The sequence below is a fragment of the Nocardiopsis mangrovi genome (assembly GCF_042653925.1).
GTDB lineage: Bacteria > Actinomycetota > Actinomycetes > Streptosporangiales > Streptosporangiaceae > Nocardiopsis_B > Nocardiopsis_B mangrovi.
This window is the reverse complement of sequence record NZ_JBHSFQ010000010.1, coordinates 16,715-33,264: the sequence shown is the minus strand read 5'-3', so window position 1 is coordinate 33,264 and position 16,550 is coordinate 16,715. Positions and strand designations below refer to the sequence as shown.

Below are 16,550 nucleotides of genomic sequence, written 5' to 3'. Positions count from 1 at the left end.
CCGCGCCCGCGGCGGTCCGGCTCACGGCCGCGTGCCCCGCGCCTCCGCGGCGGCCGCGGCCACGATCCGGCCGGCGCCCGCGGCGATCATCTCGCGTGCCAGCTCCCGGCCCAGCTCCTCCGCTGCGGCGGTGGCGCCGGGCCCGTCCGGGTCGATGGCGACCGCGCGCGCCCGGCGCACCGCGGCGGTGCCGTCGGTGGCGACCACGGCGGCGCGCAGCATCAGCCGGCCGTCGGCCGTCGGCTGGGCGTGGGCCCCCACGGGGGCGGCGCAGCCGGCCTCCAGCTCGGCCAGGACGGTCCGCTCGGCGGTGACCGCCACGCGGGTGGCGGCGTGGTCGACCTCGGACAGGTAGCCGAGGTCGGCCGCCGCGCGCTCGCCGCGGCACTCGACCGCCAGCGCCCCCTGGCCGGGGGCGGGCAGCACCTGCTCGGGCTCGAACACATCGGTGACGTCGTCGATCCGGCCCACCCGGACCAGTCCGGCGTAGGCGAGCACCACGGCGTCGAGTTCGCCGGAGGTCACCTTGCCCAGCCGGGTCTCGGCGTTGCCGCGGATGGGAACGAAGGAGAGGTCGGGGCGCAGCGCGGCCAGCTGGGCGACCCGGCGCGGCGACCCGGTGCCCACGGTCGCTCCCGCGGGCAGGTCGGCGAACTTCAGGCCGTCGCGGGCGCACAGGGCGTCGCGCGGGTCGTCGCGCTCGGGGATGGCGGCGAGGACGAGGCCGTCGGCCGGGGCCGTGGGCAGGTCCTTCAGCGAGTGCACCGCGAAGTCGACGGTCCCCGCGGTGAGCTCGTCGCGCAGCGCGGTGACGAACACGCCGGTGCCGCCGAGCTGGGTGAGGTGCGCCTTGGTCACGTCGCCGAAGCTGGTGATCAGCTCCAGCTCGATCGGCACCCCGGTGCGGGCGGTGATGAGGTCGGCCACCATCCGCGACTGGGTGGTGGCCATGGTGCTGCGGCGGGTACCGAGCCGCGCCGGTGCGTCGGTGGTCATGGGCGGTTCTCCTGGAGGCCGCCCGTACGGTCGAGCGGCGCCGGCGGCTGGACGGTTTCGGCGCGGGTGACGGCCTCGGGGGAGGCCGGGTCGAGGTCGAAGAGCTCGCGCAGGGCGGCTTCGTAGGAGCCGCCGTCGGGACGGGCGGCCAGCTCCTTCACCCGGACGGTGGGCTGGTGCAGCAGCTTGTCGACGACGCGCCGCATGGCGTGGGTGACCTCGCCGCGGGTCTTGTCGTCGAGGTCGGGCAGCCGGCCGTTCAGCCGCTGCAACTCGGTGTCGACCACCGTGCGGGCCTTGCTGCGCAGCGCCACGACGGTCGGCGCGACCTGCTCGGCGCGGCGCACCGCGCCGTATTCGGCGACCTCTTCGTCGACGATCCCGCGCACGACGGAGATGGCCCCGGCGCGTCCCGGCGTGTCGTCGGCGCCCTCCGCGGCGGCCTGCCGCAGGTCCTCGATGTCGACCAGGTGCACGCCGGGCAGCTCCCGCACGGCCGGGTCGATGTCGCGGGGCAGCGCGAGGTCGAGGAAGACCAGCGGGCGGCGGCGGTCGGCGCCCACGGCGCCGAGGACCTGGTCGCGGGTGAGGACGAGCCCCTGCGCCCCGGTGCACGAGATGACCAGGTCGACCTCCGGCAGCACGACCGGGGCGTCGTCGACGGGGATGGCCCGGCTGCGGATGGGCTCGTAGGCCTCGGTCAGGCACTCGGCCAGGCGGGCGGCGCGGTCGAAGGTGCGGTTGGCGACGATGACCGATCCGGCGCCCTGGCGCGCGACGGTGTTGGCGGCCAGCGCGCTCATCGAACCGGCGCCGAGGACCAGGACGCGCAGGCCGGTCAGGGACTGCGGCTCGGGCACGGCGGCGGCCACGTCGGCCGCCGGGCCGGCCGTGCCGCCGGTGACCGGGCAGTCGGCGGGTGCCGCGGCGGCGCCGGGGGCGGCGGCCGCGCGCGGCCCGTTGTCCGCGCGGGCGCGCTCCAGCCGGGTGCCGGCGACCGCCAGGCCCAGGCCCACCATGTCGGCGCCGGCGTGGTCGAGGTGGGTCTCGGTGTGGGCGCGCTTGCCCACGCGCAGGGCGCGCTGCCCCAGGTCGTTGAGGACCCGGCCGAGCGAACCGCCGGCCTGGGCGTCCTTGAGGGCGTTGCGCACCTGGCCGAGGATCTGGCCCTCGCCGACGACCATGGAGTCGAGTCCGCAGGTGACGGAGAACAGGTGCTGGACCGCGCGCTCCTCGTAGTGCACGTACGCGTGCTGCGACAGCTCGCTGAGGGCGACGCCGGTGCGCCAGGAGAGCAGCTCGGTGATCGCGGCCACAGCGGGGTGGAACTTGTCGACGTCGGCGTAGATCTCGGTGCGGTTGCACGTGGAGACCATCAGCACCTCGTTGACCGACGGCGCCTGCGCCATCTCGGACATGACCTCCAGGCGGGTCCGCCCGTCGAGGGCGACCCTCTCCAGAAGCGCCACGGGCGAGCTGCGGTGGCTCAGACCGACGGCGAGGACACTCATCTGCACTCCAATGCGGGCGGAATCGCGGGGTTCCGTACCTCTTGCGCTGCTACCGCCGGGACCGCGCACCTGCGGCGCACCCGGCCGGCGGGGCTCCGGCGGCGGGTCATGCCGGGTCCTCCGCCCGCCCGGCCAACTCGGGGCCGGCGTGCCCATCGGACTTCCGCTGCTCGTGGAACGCGAGAATCTGGAGTTCGATCGACAAATCGACCTTACGCACATCGACGCCCGGTGGCACATTGAGCACCACCGGCGCGAAATTCAGCACACTGGTGACGCCCGCCTCGACGAAGCGGTCGCACACCCCCTGCGCGGCGGCCGCCGGCGTGGCGATGACGCCGATCGACACCGCCTCGTCGCCGACAACCGCCTCCAGGCTGTCGATATGCCCCACCGACAGCCCCGCCACCTTGTCGCCGACGACCGACGCGTCGGCGTCCAGCAGGGCCGCGATGCGGAATCCGCGGGTGCCGAAGCCCCCGTAGTTGGCCAGCGCGCGGCCCAGGTTGCCGATTCCGACGATGGCCACCGACCAGTCCTGGGTGAGACCAAGTTCACGGGAGATCTGGTAGATCAGGTAGTCGACGTCGTAGCCGACCCCGCGGGTTCCGTACGAGCCGAGGTGCGAGAGGTCCTTGCGCAGTTTGGCGGAGTTGACGCCGGCGACCGAGGCGAGGTCCTCCGACGACACCGTGGGCGTGCCCCGCTCGTTGAGTGCCTGGAGCGCGCGCAGATACACCGGGAGCCGGGCGACCGTCGCCTCCGGGATTCCCCTCTCGCGGGGCCGTGGTGTACGGGGGATCACAGGCGTACGCTCCTGGGCGGGATCGGCGGTGCGTGGTCGTCGTCCGGGCCGACTCGGGTCCGATGCTCCCTAAGGGCTCGCTTCCCACCTGTCAAGACCCCGGCCGGGAGGGATTCGGACCTTAGGTTACGCCCTTGTGAAAGCACGCACAAAGTGGGGTGGCCGAAGGGGGAACCCGCCGCGCGGCGGCTCCTCGGGCGCGCTCGCGCCCCCCGGCCGGCCTCCGGCGGCGCCGGCGGGCAGCGGTTCTCCGCCGCCCTCAGGGGGCGGGCGGACACCGGGCACGCGCGGCGCGGGCCCCTCGCCCCGGGGCCGATGGCGGGGGGCCACGGTGACCGCGGGGCCGTGCCGCGCGTGCCCGGTGGGGTCCGCGGGGCCGGTGCCGGCGATGGGACCGCGCCTGTTCCGGCGTCGGGGATCTACGCCCCTAGGGCCGCGCGCAGCCGCTCCTCGCTGACCCGCCAGAAGTCGTGCCGCTCGCCGTCGACGAACGTCACCGGGATCTTGTCCCAGTACTCGTCGCGCTCCTCGGCGGACGCCTGCGTGATGTCGCGCACCTCATGGCCGACCCCCAGGTCGGCGGCCACGCGCTCGATCACCGCGAGCGCGTCGTCGCACAGGTGGCAGCCCGGCTTGCCGAGCATCGTGATCCTGGTCCCGTGCCGCCCGGCGCGCCCCTCACCGTCCACGCCGTCCGCCTCCGCCCGTTCCGCCCGCGCACCGCCTGCCGCCGCGCGTCGCGGCGCCCACACCGCGTTGCGCCGGTTCAGCCACATGCCCGCCTCCGTTCTCCGCGCACTCGCCCTGCTCCGCCCCGCCGCCGCTCACCGAGCGCCGCCGGGTCCTCCCGGCTCTCACCCGCCGGCGAACGGCGGGAGTACTTCGACGGTGCACCCGTCGGTGAATTCCACGCCCGAATGCGGGCGTGTCCCGACCGGCCGGTCATCGATCAGAAACGACGACCGGGCCAGCACCCGCGCGAGCCGGTCATCGCCGGATCGCCGAGCCAGCACGGATTCCAGCACGTCAGCGAGGGTGCTTCCCTCGACCTGTTCTTCGCCGGTACCGGCGGCTTCCTTGGCCGCCGCCCAGTACCTGATGGTTCCGTTCGCCATCGATTGTTTATCCTTGGACACGTCGGAGGCACGTACTCGAAATATTCTCCACCGGGGGCAATGGCGCCTTCGTTCGACCGCGACATGCGGGGTGACGGGAAGAAACGCATGAGCCATCTGCTGCTACTGACGAACTCCAACGAACCGTCGGACCACGTGCTGCCCGCCCTCGGACTGCTTCTGCACTCGGTGCGGGTCGCGCCCGCGGAGGCCGGTGCGCTGCTCGCTTCGGGCGGCGACCGCACCGCGACAGCGCCCGTGGACGCCATTCTGGTCGACGCGCGCACCGATCTGGCCGCGGTACGCAACTTCTGCCGCCTACTCGACACCACCGGGCTCGACTGCCCTTTGATCGCGATCCTGACCGAGGGCGGGGTGGCCGCTCTCACACCGGATTGGCAGGTCGACGACTTCCTGCTGACCTCGGCGGGTCCCGCTGAGGTCGAGGCGCGGCTGCGGCTGGCCATCGGACAGGCCGACGCCGCTGCCGACGACCCCGACGAGATCCGCCGGGGCGACCTCGTCATCGACGAGGCCACCTATATCGCGCGGCTGCGCGGCAGGATCCTCGACCTCACCTTCAAGGAGTTCGAGCTGCTCAAGTTCCTGGCGCAGCACCCGGGCAGAGTGTTCACCCGGGCCCAGCTGCTCCAGGAGGTGTGGGGGTACGACTACTTCGGCGGCACCCGCACGATCGACGTCCACGTGCGGCGGCTGCGCGCCAAGCTCGGCAGCGAGCACGAGTCGCTGATCGGCACGGTGCGCAACGTCGGCTACCGGTTCGTTCCGGACCCGGTGGCCAAGGCCGGCGACACCGCCGCCGAGGGAGAGCACGAGGCGTCCGCGGTGCCGCACCCGGCACCGGTCGTCAACTGATATCCGGGCCGGGCCCCGTTCCGCGGGCCCGGCCCCGTCGGCCGCCCGCGGGCGGCCGGGATCGGCCCCGGGGCCCGAATGGGTCTCGGAATATCGGAACGCACCGATTAGGATGGCGCACTGTCGGCGAGGTGACCGCCCGATCCACCGGTCATCCGCCGCGCGGCCATGGAGAGTGACCGACCGAGGAGGCCACACCCATGCAGCAGAGCGGCACGGAGTCCTCCGGCGCTGCCCGCCCGCGCCTGCCCTTGCACCGCATCGCCGCGATCCCCCTCGGCACCCTGTTCATCGGCTCGACCCTCGTCGCGTTCGGCGCCCCCGCATGGGCGGCGCCCGCCCCCGATGACACCGCACCGACCGTGACCCTCATCGGCCACGAGACCGACATCAAGGCCGAGGAGACCGCCACCCTCACGCTGGCGGTGAACGGCGAGCCCGCGGACGGCGGGCGGTTCTGCCTCTTCACGCCCGGTGTCGACAACGGGTTCGAGGTGCACGACTTCGTCTCCGACGATCAAGCCACCGACTCCTCTCCGGCGTCCGCCGCGGTCACAGGGGAGCCCGAGGAGACCGTCGACGTCACCGCCACCGTCGACTACGCCCCGGCGCCGGAGGGCACCGACTGCGCCGCCGTCAAGGACGACGCCGTCACGGTGCAGACCGCACCGGTGCGGGTGACCGTCGAGCCGACCGCGCCGTCTCCCGACCCCACCTCGCCGCCTCCGTCATCGCCGCCACCGTCGACTACGCCCCCCGAGGAGGAAGAGCCCTCCGACCCCCCGTCTTCTCCGACTTCCTCCGCCCCGACGTCCCCACCCGAGGACGACCGGCCCTCCTCCACTGCCACGGCGAGCCGGCCCGCTCCCCCGCACAGCCCGGTGACCACCAGCGGCCCCGCCGACCGCGACGCCGACGACCGCGACCGCCCGGAGCTGCCCACGGACGCCCCGGAGCTGCCGCCGATCGACCCGGGCGGCCCCGGCCTCGGCGACGGCGACCTCGCCGACCTGCCCACCGTGGAGCCCGGCGACGGCGGCGACGGCGACACCTCCGCGGCGGCGGCGAGCGAACCGGCCGCCTCGTCCGCGGTCACCCCGGCTGTGCTGCTGCTGTTCCTGCTCCTCCTGCTGCTGCTCACCGCCCCGCTGTCGCCCACCCGCCGGGTGCGCATCGGCGGCGCGTACAAGGGCCGCCGCCGCAGGAGCTGACCGATCCCGCGCCGGGCGGACCCGCCGCCACCTCGGGAACTAGGGTCGTCCCATGGACAACGTGCGTATCACCGAACGGCTGGACGAGCACGAGGCGGACGGGGTGGCCGCGCTGGCCGAGGAGGCGCAGCGGCACGACGGCGTCGCTCCGCTGTCGGAGCAGACGCTGCTGCGCGTGCGGCACGGCGCCGCCGACGGCTCGGCCCGCTTCCACCTGCTGTACGACGAACCCGGCGCCCGGCCCGCGGGGTTCGCCTTCGCCCAGCGCGCCGCCGGCGAGCCCGACTCCGGCGAGCTGGTCGTGGCGCCCGGCCGGCGCCGGCGCGGCCACGGCGCGGCGCTGCTCGACTCGCTGGCCGCCGACGCCTCCCGCGCGGGGCTGCGGGTGTGGGCGCACGGGCGCCTGGACGGCGCCGTGGCGCTGGCCCGTTCGGCCGGCTGGGAACAGGTGCGCGGACTGTTCAAGATGCGGCTCCGGCTCGACGGCGACGCGCCCGCCCCGCTCCCGGAGCCGGAGCTGCGCCCCGAGGTGCGCGACCGGGTGCGGGTGCGCGCGTTCGTCCCCGGCGCCGACGAGGACGCCTGGCTGCGGGTCAACGGCGCGGCCTTCGCCGACCACCCCGAGCAGGGCACGCTGACCCGCGCCGACCTCTTGGAGCGCGAGGCCGAGGAGTGGTTCGACCCCGAGGGGTTCTTCCTGGCCGAGGACACCGCCACGGGCGCGCTGGCGGGGTTCCACTGGACCAAGGTGCACGCCGACGGAGCCGGGCTGGCCGACGTCCCGGTCGGCGAGGTCTACGTGGTCGGGGTGGACCCGGCCTGGCAGGGGACCGGGCTGGGGAGGGCCCTCACCGCCACCGGCCTGCGGTATCTGCGCGACCGCGGGCTACCGTGGGTGCTGCTCTACACCGACGCGGAGAACCGCGCCGCGGTGCGGCTCTACGAGTCGCTGGGGTTCCGGGTGTTCGCCACCGACGTGATGTACGCGACATCGTCCGCGACACCCCACACGACCAGCGGATTCGCGCACAGCGCGTAACAGATCGCACATCGCGGGTCACGGAGCCAGGTGGCACACGGCGTGTCGGCGTGACTTTCACGTGGTTCACCTCACATCCATCAGAGGGCCGCCTTCCCTTCCGCCGTACCCTCACCGTCGTTCACCTTGCGTTCATCCTTATCGGGAGAGCTGGTCACTTCATCTACCTACCGTCACATTCGGCGAGGTCATCGGATGGACTCGCCCAAAGGTGACGAAGTCCAGAGGAAGGACAACGGGGCTGTGAAGCTCTCCAAGTACGGCACGTTCGCAGGGGTGGCGCTCGCCGGCACTCTTGCGCTCTCGGCCTGCGGCAGTGACCAGGCGGTCGACCCCGCCGACGGGCCGGCAGCCGCCGACGTCGAGTGTGCCGAGGGCGGCGGCACCCTTTCCGGCGCCGGCGCCAGCTCCCAGGAGAACGCCATGGCGGCCTGGAAGGCCGCGTGGGAGGGCGCCTGCGAGGGCGCCGTTCTCGAATACGACTCCGTGGGCTCCGGTTCCGGGCGTTCCCAGTTCATCGACGGCGCGGTGGCCTTCGCCGGTTCCGACGCCGCGCTGGACGAGGAGGAGACCGCCGAGGCGACCGAGCGCTGCGCCGGGTCCGAGGTCGTGAACCTCCCGGGTTACGTCGCCCCGATCGCGGTGGCGTTCAACCTGGAGGGCATCGACTCCCTCAACCTCTCGCCCGAGGTGATCGCGGGGATCTTCAACCAGGAGATCACCACGTGGAACGACGAGGCGATCGCCGCGGACAACCCCGATGTCGAGCTGCCCGACAGCGACATCGTCCCGGTGAACCGCTCCGACGAGTCCGGCACCACCGAGAACTTCGCGGCCTACCTGGCCGCCGCCGCGGCCGACGCCTGGCCGCACGAGGTCAGCGGCGACTGGCCGATCGACCCCGTCGAAGCGGCCCAGGGCTCCTCCGGTGTCGTGAGCGCCATCGAGGGCGGCGAGGGCACCATCGGCTACGTGGACGCCTCTCACGTGGGTGAGCTGGGCACCGCGGCCGTGGGCGTGGGCGACGAGTTCGTCGAGTACAGCCCCGAGGCCGCCGCCGCGATCGTGGACGCCTCTCCGGCCCGCGAGGCCAACACCGAGAACGACCACGCGATCGAGCTCGACTACACCACCGAAGAGGCCGGCGTCTACCCGATCGTCCTGGTCTCCTACGAGGTCGCCTGCCTGGAGTACGCCGAGCAGGCCGACGCCGATCTGGCTCGCAGCTTCCTGAGCTACGTGAACAGCGAGAGCGGCCAGCAGGCCGCCGCCGACGAGGCCGGCTCCGCCCCGCTCTCCCAGGAGACGCGGGACGCGATCCAGGCCACCATCGACCAGATCTCGGCCGGCGCCTGATCGACCGGCTACCGATCTCCGCTCGGGTGGGGTCCGCACCAATGGGTGCAGGCCCCGCCCTTAGCGGCGTTTCGGGGGTCCACTCCCCCGGCCCCGCCCGGCATGGCGGCGCCGTCCCCGGGCAGGCTTCAGAATGTACGGGGCGCCGTCACCGCGCGTCAGGCACGCAGGTCGGGCGGGCGGCACCCCTTGCCGCCGGCGCGGTCGGCGCCGCCTCCCGCGGGCAGACCCTGATCTTGACCGATTTCGACCGGAGTCGCTAAACATGACCACCACGGACTCGTCCGCGACGGCCCGCATCCCCAAGGGCAAGCGTCGGATGGGCGACGTCGTCTTCACCAACAGCGCCCGAGGTGCGGGCGTGCTGATCCTGGTGATCCTGGCGGGCGTCGCAGCGTTCCTCATCATCCAGTCGGTGGACTCGCTGCGCGCGAACACGGCGAACTTCTTCACCACCACCGAATGGAACGCCAGCACCCGTGAGACGCCCGCGTTCGGCGTCGCCGCGCTGGCCTTCGGCACGGTGCTGGCCGCCACGATCGCGCTGGTCCTGGCGACCCCGGTCGCCATCGGCATCGCGCTGTTCATCGTCTACTACGCGCCCCGCCGCGTGGCCTCGCTGCTGGGCTACATCGTGGACCTGCTGGCGGCCATCCCCAGCGTCGTCTACGGCCTCTGGGGCGTCGTCTACCTGGTCGGCCAGCTCCGGCCGTTCTACGGGCTGCTGGAGACCTACCTCGGGTGGATCCCGCTGTTCGCCGGCCCGGTGTCGGCGACCGGGCGGACCATGCTCAGCGCCGGCATCGTCCTGGCCGTGATGATCCTGCCGATCATCACCGCCATGTCGCGCGACGTGTTCCACCAGGTCCCGCAGGCCCACCGCGAAGCGGCCCTCGCCCTGGGCGCCACCCGCTGGGAGATGATCCGCATGGCGGTACTGCCGTTCGGGCGCCCCGGCGTCATCGGCGGCGCGATGCTCGGCCTCGGCCGCGCGCTGGGCGAGACCATGGCGGTCGCGATGATCCTGTCCCCCGCCCTGGTCATCTCCCCGTTCCTGCTCCAGAGCGGCAACCAGACCATCGCGGCGCACATCGCGCTGCAATACCCCGAGGCCACCGGCTACGGCGTGTCCGCGCTGATCGCCGCCGGGCTGGTGCTCTTCGCGATCACCCTGGCCGTCAACATGGGTGCGCGCTTCATCGTCGCGCGGCGCAAGGAGTTCTCCTAGATGACCACCACGACCACCACACCGCCGGCGGGCCCCTCCGGCGCCCCGCGCCCGGACGCCGCCCGGCTGCTCACCGGCTCGCTGCCGCGGTTCTTCCCCGCGGCGCTGCTCACGGTCTCCGCCGCCGTCGTGGGCGGCCTGCTGTACGCCGTGAACGCCTTCCACCCGGCCGCGCTCGCCGTGCTGACGGCGCTGGTGTACCTGGCCGGGATCGGCATCGCGTCGACGATCGTCGAGAACCGCCGCAAGGCCGTCGACCGCCTGGTCACCGGGATCGTCTACTGCTGCTTCGCCGTGGCCATGGTGCCGCTGGTGTCGCTGCTGTGGACGGTCCTGGTCAACGGGCTGCGCCGGTTCGACGGCTACTTCCTCACCGTGTCGATGAACGGTGTGATCCCCAGCATGGACGCCGGGGGCGTCTACCACGCGATCGTGGGAACGCTGGCGATCACCGGGTTCGCGGCGCTGATCTCGGTGCCGATCGGCCTGATGACGGCGATCTACCTGGTGGAGTACGGCAAGGGCCGGCTCAAGCAGGCGATCACGTTCTTCGTGGACGTCATGACCGGCATCCCCTCGATCGTCGCGGGCCTGTTCGTCGTGGCGCTGTGGATGATGATCTTCGGGCCCGGCAACACCAACGGCGCGGCGGGCGCGATCGCCCTGTCGGTGCTGATGATCCCGGTCGTCGTCCGCTCCAGCGAGGAGATGCTCCGGCTGGTCCCCGACGAACTGCGCGAGGCGTCCTACGCCCTGGGCGTACCCAAGTGGCTGACCATCGTGAAGGTGGTGCTGCCGACCGCGATCGCCGGGATCACGACCGGGATCATGCTGGCCCTGGCGCGCGTCATCGGCGAGACCGCCCCGCTGATCCTCACCGCGGGCATCGCCTCGACCCGGATCAACGGCAACCTCTTCGAGGGACAAATGATGAGCCTTCCGGTGTTCATCTACCAGCAGGTCCGGGCCATGGGCTCCTCGGGCGACGCCGGCGTCTTCGCCGAGGAGCGCGCGTGGGCCGCGGCCCTCACCCTGATCCTCGTGGTGATGCTGCTGTTCCTCACCGCCCGGCTGGTCTCGCGGTTCTTCGCCCCGAGGGCGGGCCGATGAGCGCCCGCCCCGCCCGCCCACCCGCTCCTCTCCGACTCTCCTAGGACATTCCAGTGGCCAAACGCATCGATGTCTCCGGACTGCACGTGTACTACGGCGACTTCATGGCCGTCGAGGACGTCTCGATGACCATCGAGCCCCGGTCGGTGACCGCGTTCATCGGCTCCTCGGGCTGCGGCAAGTCGACCTTCCTGCGCACCCTCAACCGCATGCACGAGGTGACGCCCGGCGCCCGCGTGCAGGGCAAGGTGCTCCTCGACGACATGGACATCTACGGCCCCGACGTTGACCCGGTCGCGGTCCGCCGGGAGATCGGGATGGTCTTCCAGCGCCCTAACCCGTTCCCCACCATGTCGATCTACGACAACGTGATCGCCGGCGCCAAGCTGAACAACCAGCGCATGACCAAGAAGGCGGCCGACGAGCTCGTGGAGCGGTCGCTGCGCGGCGCCAACCTGTGGGAAGAGGTCAAGGACCGGCTGAACAAGCCGGGCGCCGGCCTGTCGGGCGGGCAGCAGCAGCGCCTGTGCATCGCCCGCGCCATCGCCGTGGAGCCGGCCGTCCTGCTGATGGACGAGCCCTGCTCGGCGCTGGACCCGATCTCCACGCTGGCGATCGAGGACCTGATCTCGAAGCTCAAGGAGAGCTTCACGATCGTCATCGTCACCCACAACATGCAGCAGGCGGCGCGGGTGAGCGACCAGACGGCGTTCTTCAACCTCGCCGGCACCGGCAAGCCCGGCCGGCTGATCGAGATGGGCGAGACCAACAAGATCTTCACCAAGCCCGAGAAGAAGGAGACGGAGAACTACATCACCGGCCGCTTCGGGTGATGGTCCTCCGCGCCGCGACGGCGCGCGCCCCGGGTCCGGGGCGCGCGCCGTCGCGCTTCAGGGGGCGTTCAGGGACGTGGCCCGGGGATCGGACGCCGGGACGGGTCAGCCCGTCAGCAGGACCAGCGCTCCGTAGGCGGCGGCCGCGATGGCCGCGGCCCCGGGCAGGGTCATGAGCCAGACGCCCACGATGTCGCCGGCGACGCCCCAGCGCACGGCCGACAGGCGGCGGGTGGCGCCGGCGCCGACGATCGCCGAGGTGATGGTGTGGGTGCTGGAGATCGGCACCTGCCAGATGAACGAGGTCGCGTAGGAGACCACGGCGACGGTGCTCTCGGCGGCGAACCCCCGGGGGGCGTCGAGCTGGATCATCCGCCGGCCCAGGGTGCGCATGATCCGCCCGCCGCCCGTCAGGGTGCCCAGCGACATCGCCACCGCCGCGGACACCACCACCCACGGGGGCAGGTCGTAGGTGCTCTGGTAGCCGGTGGTGACCAGGGCCAGCACCAGCACGCCCATGGTCTTCTGGGCGTCCTGGAGCCCGTTGCCCAGGGCCATGGCCGCGGCGGACACGCTCTGGGCGAGGCGGAACTTGCGGCCCACGCGCCGCGGGCTGGTGTTGCGGCAGCCCCACAGGATCGCGAGCATCACCAGGTAGCCGACCACGCCGCCGATCAGCGGCGACACGACCATCGGCAGCGCGAAGTTGATCGCGACCCCCGTCCACTCGACGGTGGTCGCCGACGCAAGGGCGGCGCCGATCATGCCGCCGACCAGGGCGTGGGACGACGAGGACGGCATGCCCTTGTACCAGGTGGCGACGTTCCAGGCGATGGCGCCGATGAGGGCCGCCAGCAGCACCGCCAGGCCGTCGGCGCCGTGCGGCGGGGCGATGATGTCGCGCCCGATGGTGCGGGCCACGCCTTCGCCCAGGAAGGCGCCGATCAGGTTCATGACGGCGGCCATGGTCACGGCGGCGCGGGGCGTGAGGGCGCGGGTGGAGACGGCGGTCGCCAGCGAGTTCGCCGCGTCGTGGAAGCCGTTGGTGTACGCGAACACCAGCGCCGCCAGCACGACGGCGCACAGGATGGCGGTCTCAGGGGACACGGTGTGGGTCGGGCTCCGTGGGCGGGGTCAGGATTCCTTCACCGCGATGCTCTCGACCGTGTTCGCGACGTGCTCGAAAGCGTCGGCGGCGGTCTCCAGCTCCTCGATGACGTCCTTGAGCTTGAGCACGGTCAGGGCGTCGTACTCGCCGCTGAACAGGTGGGCGAGCAGTCGCCGGTAGATCTGGTCGGCCTGGTTCTCCAGCTGGTTGATCTCGATCCAGTAGCGGGTGAGGTCCTTCATCGAGCGCAGCCGCGGCATCGCCTGCGCGGTCAGCTCGGCGGCGCGCTCCAGGACCTCCACCTGGTCGATGATGCCCTTGGGCAGCCGCTCCAGCCCGTAGAGGCCGATGAGGTCGACCGCGGCCTCCATGGAGTCCATGACGTCGTCGAGGCAGGAGGCGAGGCGGTAGATGTCCTCGCGGTCGAAGGGGGTGATGAAGCTCTCGTTGAGGCGCCGCATGATGGCGTGGGTCCGCTCGTCACCGGCGTGCTCGCAGGCGCGCATCTTCTCGGTGATGGCATCACGGTCGGCGCCGTCGCTGATGAGTTCGACCAGCAGGCGTGCGGCGATGACCAGATTGTTCGCGGAGTCGGCGAACATCTCGTAGTAGGTGTCATCACGCGGGGTCAGGCGCAGGCGCACATCTATCTCCCGAAGTGCGTTTGATCGTCCGTGAGGATGTTATGGGCACAAATCGGGCAAATGGGTCACCATGCGGACATGGTCGTGCCCTGCGGCACCCCGGCGCCGCGACCCCGGTGGCGATTCACTCCTTGTCCACGTGCACCGCGCGACAACAGTCCAATGCCGACGCAGCGGAATATTCATCCTAACCAGGCCGGTCCCGGCCGCCATTGCCGGATCCTGGATCCGGCGGCCCGCCCCGGCCACCGCGGACGCGCGGAACGCGGCGCGGAGCACAGTAAAACCTAGAGCACCGGGCGTCGCGCCCCCCGGCCGCCCTCCGGCCCGCCGCGCACCCCCTCCGGGCGACCGCACCGCCAACGGCTGCACCGGGCGGCCGGCGCACTCGGCCGCCGCCCCGGCTGCGATCGACATCGGGCGTTCACCCCCGTGTCCGGACATGTTGCCTCCCGCGACAGTTTCCCCCCGTGATGGCCTCGGGGCAACCTCCTTCTGACGACCGTCACCGGACCGTATCCGCAGCTCAGGATCGGAACAGGTCGGTGCCGGCCGGTCCCCGGTAGGGTCGGGGCATGCCGGCCAAGACGACCCCCGCCCAACGGCGGCACGCGGCCCTGCGCACCGCACTGGACGCCCAGCTCACCGCCCTCGGCGAGCCCGCCTACACGGGGCCCGACCGGCCGTCCCCGGTCCTCTCCGCGTGCACGGCCGCGGTCCTGCGCGCCCGCGACCGCGGCCTGGACCCCGACCGCGCGGCGGTGCGCGCCGCGGTCCGCGGCACCCTCGCCGAACTGGCCCAGCGCGCCCCCGGGCACAGCCTGGAGGTGCGCGTGCCGCCGTACGGCGCCGTCCAGGTCATCGAAGGCCCCCGGCACACGCGCGGGACCCCGCCGGGCGTCGTCGAGACCGATCCCGTCACCTGGCTCGCGCTGGCGGGGGGACGGCGGGAGTGGGGCGACGCGGTCACCGCGCACGAGGTCGCCGCCAGCGGGGTGCGCGCCGACCTCGGCCCGCTGCTCCCGCTCTGGCCGCCGCCCTGACACCCGCGCGGCCCCCGGGGCTGCGCAGAAGATCACACTCGCCTCCGCACCCGCCGCCACCCGCCGCGGGGGCGGGCCTGCCGCCGGGGCTGGCACCGGCCCCTCCCGCCGGCCGGCCACCGGTTCCCGCCCCTCCTGACCCGTTACCGACGTTCAGGCACTAAGCTGGTGGTGTGTCGCAACCCGACGGCCGGCTCACCACGGACATCGATCCACTCGAACGCGGACCGCAGGACGCCTGCGGAGTGTTCGGGGTCTGGGCTCCCGGCGAAGAAGTCAGCAAGCTCACCTATTTCGGCCTCTACGCGCTACAGCACCGCGGCCAGGAATCCGCGGGCATCGCCCTGAGCGATGGCGAGCGCATCGTCGTCTACAAGGACATGGGGCTCGTCTCCCAGGTCTTCAACGAGGCCATCCTCGACTCCCTGCGCGGGCACCTGGCCATCGGCCACTGCCGCTACTCCACCACCGGGTCGCCGGTGTGGGAGAACGCACAGCCGACCTTCTACACGGCGCGCGACGGCGGCCTCGCCCTCGGCCACAACGGCAACCTCATCAACACCCCGGAACTCGCGGCGATGCTGCCCGGCGACCGCCGCGGCGCGACGACCGACACCGAGGTCCTCACCAGCCTGCTGGCCGACAACCCCGACCGCAGCACCGAGGAAGCGGCCATGGAGCTGCTGCCCCTCGTGCAGGGGGCGTTCTCGCTCGTCTTCATGGACGAGACCACGCTGTACGCGGCCCGCGACCCCCAGGGGATCCGCCCGTTCGTCCTGGGCCGCCTCGACGGCGGCTGGGTGGTGGCCAGCGAGACCGCCGCCCTCGACATCGTCGGCGCCACCTTCGTCCGCGAGATCGAGCCCGGCGAGCTGCTGACCATCGACGATCGCGGGGTGCGCTCGCGCCGCTTCGCCGAGGCCGCGCCCAAGGGCTGCCTCTTCGAATACGTCTACCTCGCGCGCCCCGACACCACGATCGCCGGCCGCAACGTCAACACCACCCGGGTCGAGGTCGGGCGCCGCCTGGCCAAGGAGCACCCGGCCGACGCCGACCTCGTGATCCCGGTGCCCGAGTCCGGCACCCCCGCCGCGGTGGGCTACGCCGAGGGCAGCGGCATCCCGTTCGCCCAGGGCCTGGTGAAGAACTCCTACGTGGGGCGCACCTTCATCCAGCCCAGCCAGACCCTGCGCCAGCTCGGCATCCGGCTCAAGCTGAACCCGCTGCGCGACGTGATCGGCGGCAAGCGGCTGGTCGTCGTCGACGACTCCATCGTGCGGGGCAACACCCAGCGGGCCCTGGTGCGCATGCTGCGCGAGGCCGGCGCCGCCGAGGTGCACGTGCGCATCTCCAGCCCGCCCGTGATGTGGCCCTGCTACTACGGCATCGACTTCGCCACCCGGGCGGAGCTGATCGCGGGCAACCTCTCCACCGAGGAGATCCGCGACTCCATCGGCGCCGACTCCCTGGCCTACATCCCGCTCGACGAGCTGGTGACGGCCACCGAGGTACCCAAGGACCGGCTGTGCCGGGCCTGCTTCGACGGCGTCTACCCCATCGAGGTCGACGAGGACTCCCGAGGCAAGTACCTCCTGGAGAAGAACTGCGGCACCCCCGACAACGGGCCGCTGGTCGCCGGGCGACCCTAGTTTCCGCACGCCCCGGGGCCTCCGGC

Annotated in this window: 16 protein-coding genes; 9 read left to right on the top strand and 7 right to left on the bottom strand. The window is 72.6% G+C overall.

Annotated elements, in window-relative coordinates; genetic code table 11:
- Nucleotides 1-21: 21 nt before the first annotated feature.
- From hemC to ACFO4E_RS12490, 5 genes are all read right to left on the bottom strand, one after another.
- Nucleotides 22-996 carry a hydroxymethylbilane synthase gene (gene hemC, locus ACFO4E_RS12510; RefSeq protein ID WP_378574076.1) on the bottom strand — a complete coding sequence of 325 codons (975 nt, stop codon included), beginning with the start codon at nucleotides 994-996 and terminating at the stop codon, nucleotides 22-24.
- Entirely contained in the window at nucleotides 993-2,507 is a 1,515-nt protein-coding gene (locus ACFO4E_RS12505) for a glutamyl-tRNA reductase (protein ID WP_378574075.1), read from the bottom strand. The genes hemC and ACFO4E_RS12505 overlap by 4 nt, the downstream gene beginning before the upstream one ends.
- A 106-nt stretch (nucleotides 2,508-2,613) precedes the next feature.
- On the bottom strand, nucleotides 2,614-3,312 hold the full coding sequence (locus tag ACFO4E_RS12500; RefSeq protein ID WP_378574074.1) for a redox-sensing transcriptional repressor Rex: 699 nt from the start codon (nucleotides 3,310-3,312) through the stop codon (nucleotides 2,614-2,616).
- Nucleotides 3,313-3,731: 419 nt separating this feature from the next.
- Nucleotides 3,732-3,956 (bottom strand): glutaredoxin family protein, encoded by a 225-nt coding sequence (locus ACFO4E_RS12495; RefSeq protein WP_378574313.1) that lies wholly within the window; start codon nucleotides 3,954-3,956, stop codon nucleotides 3,732-3,734.
- Nucleotides 3,957-4,166: 210 nt separating this feature from the next.
- On the bottom strand, nucleotides 4,167-4,427 hold the full coding sequence (locus tag ACFO4E_RS12490) for a MoaD/ThiS family protein (protein ID WP_378574073.1): 261 nt from the start codon (nucleotides 4,425-4,427) through the stop codon (nucleotides 4,167-4,169).
- Between the two features lie 108 nt (nucleotides 4,428-4,535).
- Here ACFO4E_RS12490 and ACFO4E_RS12485 point away from each other — a divergent pair, with 108 nt between their 5' ends.
- The 7 genes from ACFO4E_RS12485 to pstB all read left to right on the top strand — a co-directional run bounded on the left by ACFO4E_RS12485 (nucleotide 4,536) and on the right by pstB (nucleotide 12,080).
- A complete protein-coding gene (locus ACFO4E_RS12485; RefSeq protein WP_378574072.1) occupies nucleotides 4,536-5,303 on the top strand; it encodes a winged helix-turn-helix transcriptional regulator in 768 nt (255 codons plus the stop codon).
- 200 nt (nucleotides 5,304-5,503) lie between these two features.
- Entirely contained in the window at nucleotides 5,504-6,514 is a 1,011-nt protein-coding gene (locus tag ACFO4E_RS12480) for a hypothetical protein (protein WP_378574071.1), read from the top strand.
- Between the two features lie 52 nt (nucleotides 6,515-6,566).
- Nucleotides 6,567-7,553 carry a mycothiol synthase gene (gene mshD, locus ACFO4E_RS12475; RefSeq protein WP_378574070.1) on the top strand — a complete coding sequence of 329 codons (987 nt, stop codon included), beginning with the start codon at nucleotides 6,567-6,569 and terminating at the stop codon, nucleotides 7,551-7,553.
- Between the two features lie 243 nt (nucleotides 7,554-7,796).
- Nucleotides 7,797-8,909, top strand: coding sequence for a phosphate ABC transporter substrate-binding protein PstS (locus tag ACFO4E_RS12470; protein ID WP_378574311.1), 1,113 nt, complete (start codon nucleotides 7,797-7,799; stop codon nucleotides 8,907-8,909).
- Nucleotides 8,910-9,174: 265 nt separating this feature from the next.
- On the top strand, nucleotides 9,175-10,137 hold the full coding sequence (pstC, locus tag ACFO4E_RS12465; protein ID WP_378574069.1) for a phosphate ABC transporter permease subunit PstC: 963 nt from the start codon (nucleotides 9,175-9,177) through the stop codon (nucleotides 10,135-10,137).
- On the top strand, nucleotides 10,138-11,247 hold the full coding sequence (gene pstA, locus ACFO4E_RS12460) for a phosphate ABC transporter permease PstA (protein ID WP_378574068.1): 1,110 nt from the start codon (nucleotides 10,138-10,140) through the stop codon (nucleotides 11,245-11,247). It abuts the gene before it with no gap.
- Between the two features lie 53 nt (nucleotides 11,248-11,300).
- Nucleotides 11,301-12,080, top strand: a complete 780-nt coding sequence (gene pstB / locus ACFO4E_RS12455) for a phosphate ABC transporter ATP-binding protein PstB (RefSeq protein WP_378574067.1) — start codon at nucleotides 11,301-11,303, stop codon at nucleotides 12,078-12,080.
- Nucleotides 12,081-12,185: 105 nt separating this feature from the next.
- Here the strand turns inward: pstB and ACFO4E_RS12450 are convergent, their stop codons facing one another.
- Both ACFO4E_RS12450 and ACFO4E_RS12445 read right to left on the bottom strand, forming a co-directional pair.
- Nucleotides 12,186-13,187 (bottom strand): inorganic phosphate transporter, encoded by a 1,002-nt coding sequence (locus ACFO4E_RS12450; protein ID WP_378574066.1) that lies wholly within the window; start codon nucleotides 13,185-13,187, stop codon nucleotides 12,186-12,188.
- A gap of 27 nt (nucleotides 13,188-13,214) precedes the next feature.
- Nucleotides 13,215-13,832 (bottom strand): DUF47 domain-containing protein, encoded by a 618-nt coding sequence (locus tag ACFO4E_RS12445; RefSeq protein ID WP_378574064.1) that lies wholly within the window; start codon nucleotides 13,830-13,832, stop codon nucleotides 13,215-13,217.
- Nucleotides 13,833-14,407: 575 nt separating this feature from the next.
- On the opposite strand from ACFO4E_RS12445, the gene ACFO4E_RS12440 reads away from it, so the two are divergent.
- Together ACFO4E_RS12440 and purF are read left to right on the top strand one after the other, a co-directional pair.
- Nucleotides 14,408-14,875 carry a sterol carrier family protein gene (locus ACFO4E_RS12440; RefSeq protein ID WP_378574062.1) on the top strand — a complete coding sequence of 156 codons (468 nt, stop codon included), beginning with the start codon at nucleotides 14,408-14,410 and terminating at the stop codon, nucleotides 14,873-14,875.
- 173 nt (nucleotides 14,876-15,048) lie between these two features.
- Entirely contained in the window at nucleotides 15,049-16,524 is a 1,476-nt protein-coding gene (gene purF / locus ACFO4E_RS12435) for an amidophosphoribosyltransferase (protein ID WP_378574061.1), read from the top strand.
- Nucleotides 16,525-16,550: the final 26 nt, after the last annotated feature.

Bases quoted from the DNA above. Each gene is read 5' to 3' on its own strand.
- hemC (WP_378574076.1), bottom strand. From the start codon at position 996: ATGACCACCGACGCACCGGCGCGGCTCGGTACCCGCCGCAGCACCATG.
- ACFO4E_RS12505 (WP_378574075.1), bottom strand. From the start codon at position 2,507: ATGAGTGTCCTCGCCGTCGGTCTGAGCCACCGCAGCTCGCCCGTGGCG.
- ACFO4E_RS12495 (WP_378574313.1), bottom strand. From the start codon at position 3,956: ATGCTCGGCAAGCCGGGCTGCCACCTGTGCGACGACGCGCTCGCGGTG.
- ACFO4E_RS12490 (WP_378574073.1), bottom strand. From the start codon at position 4,427: ATGGCGAACGGAACCATCAGGTACTGGGCGGCGGCCAAGGAAGCCGCC.
- ACFO4E_RS12485 (WP_378574072.1), top strand. From the start codon at position 4,536: ATGAGCCATCTGCTGCTACTGACGAACTCCAACGAACCGTCGGACCAC.
- ACFO4E_RS12480 (WP_378574071.1), top strand. From the start codon at position 5,504: ATGCAGCAGAGCGGCACGGAGTCCTCCGGCGCTGCCCGCCCGCGCCTG.
- mshD (WP_378574070.1), top strand. From the start codon at position 6,567: ATGGACAACGTGCGTATCACCGAACGGCTGGACGAGCACGAGGCGGAC.
- pstC (WP_378574069.1), top strand. From the start codon at position 9,175: ATGACCACCACGGACTCGTCCGCGACGGCCCGCATCCCCAAGGGCAAG.
- pstA (WP_378574068.1), top strand. From the start codon at position 10,138: ATGACCACCACGACCACCACACCGCCGGCGGGCCCCTCCGGCGCCCCG.
- ACFO4E_RS12440 (WP_378574062.1), top strand. From the start codon at position 14,408: ATGCCGGCCAAGACGACCCCCGCCCAACGGCGGCACGCGGCCCTGCGC.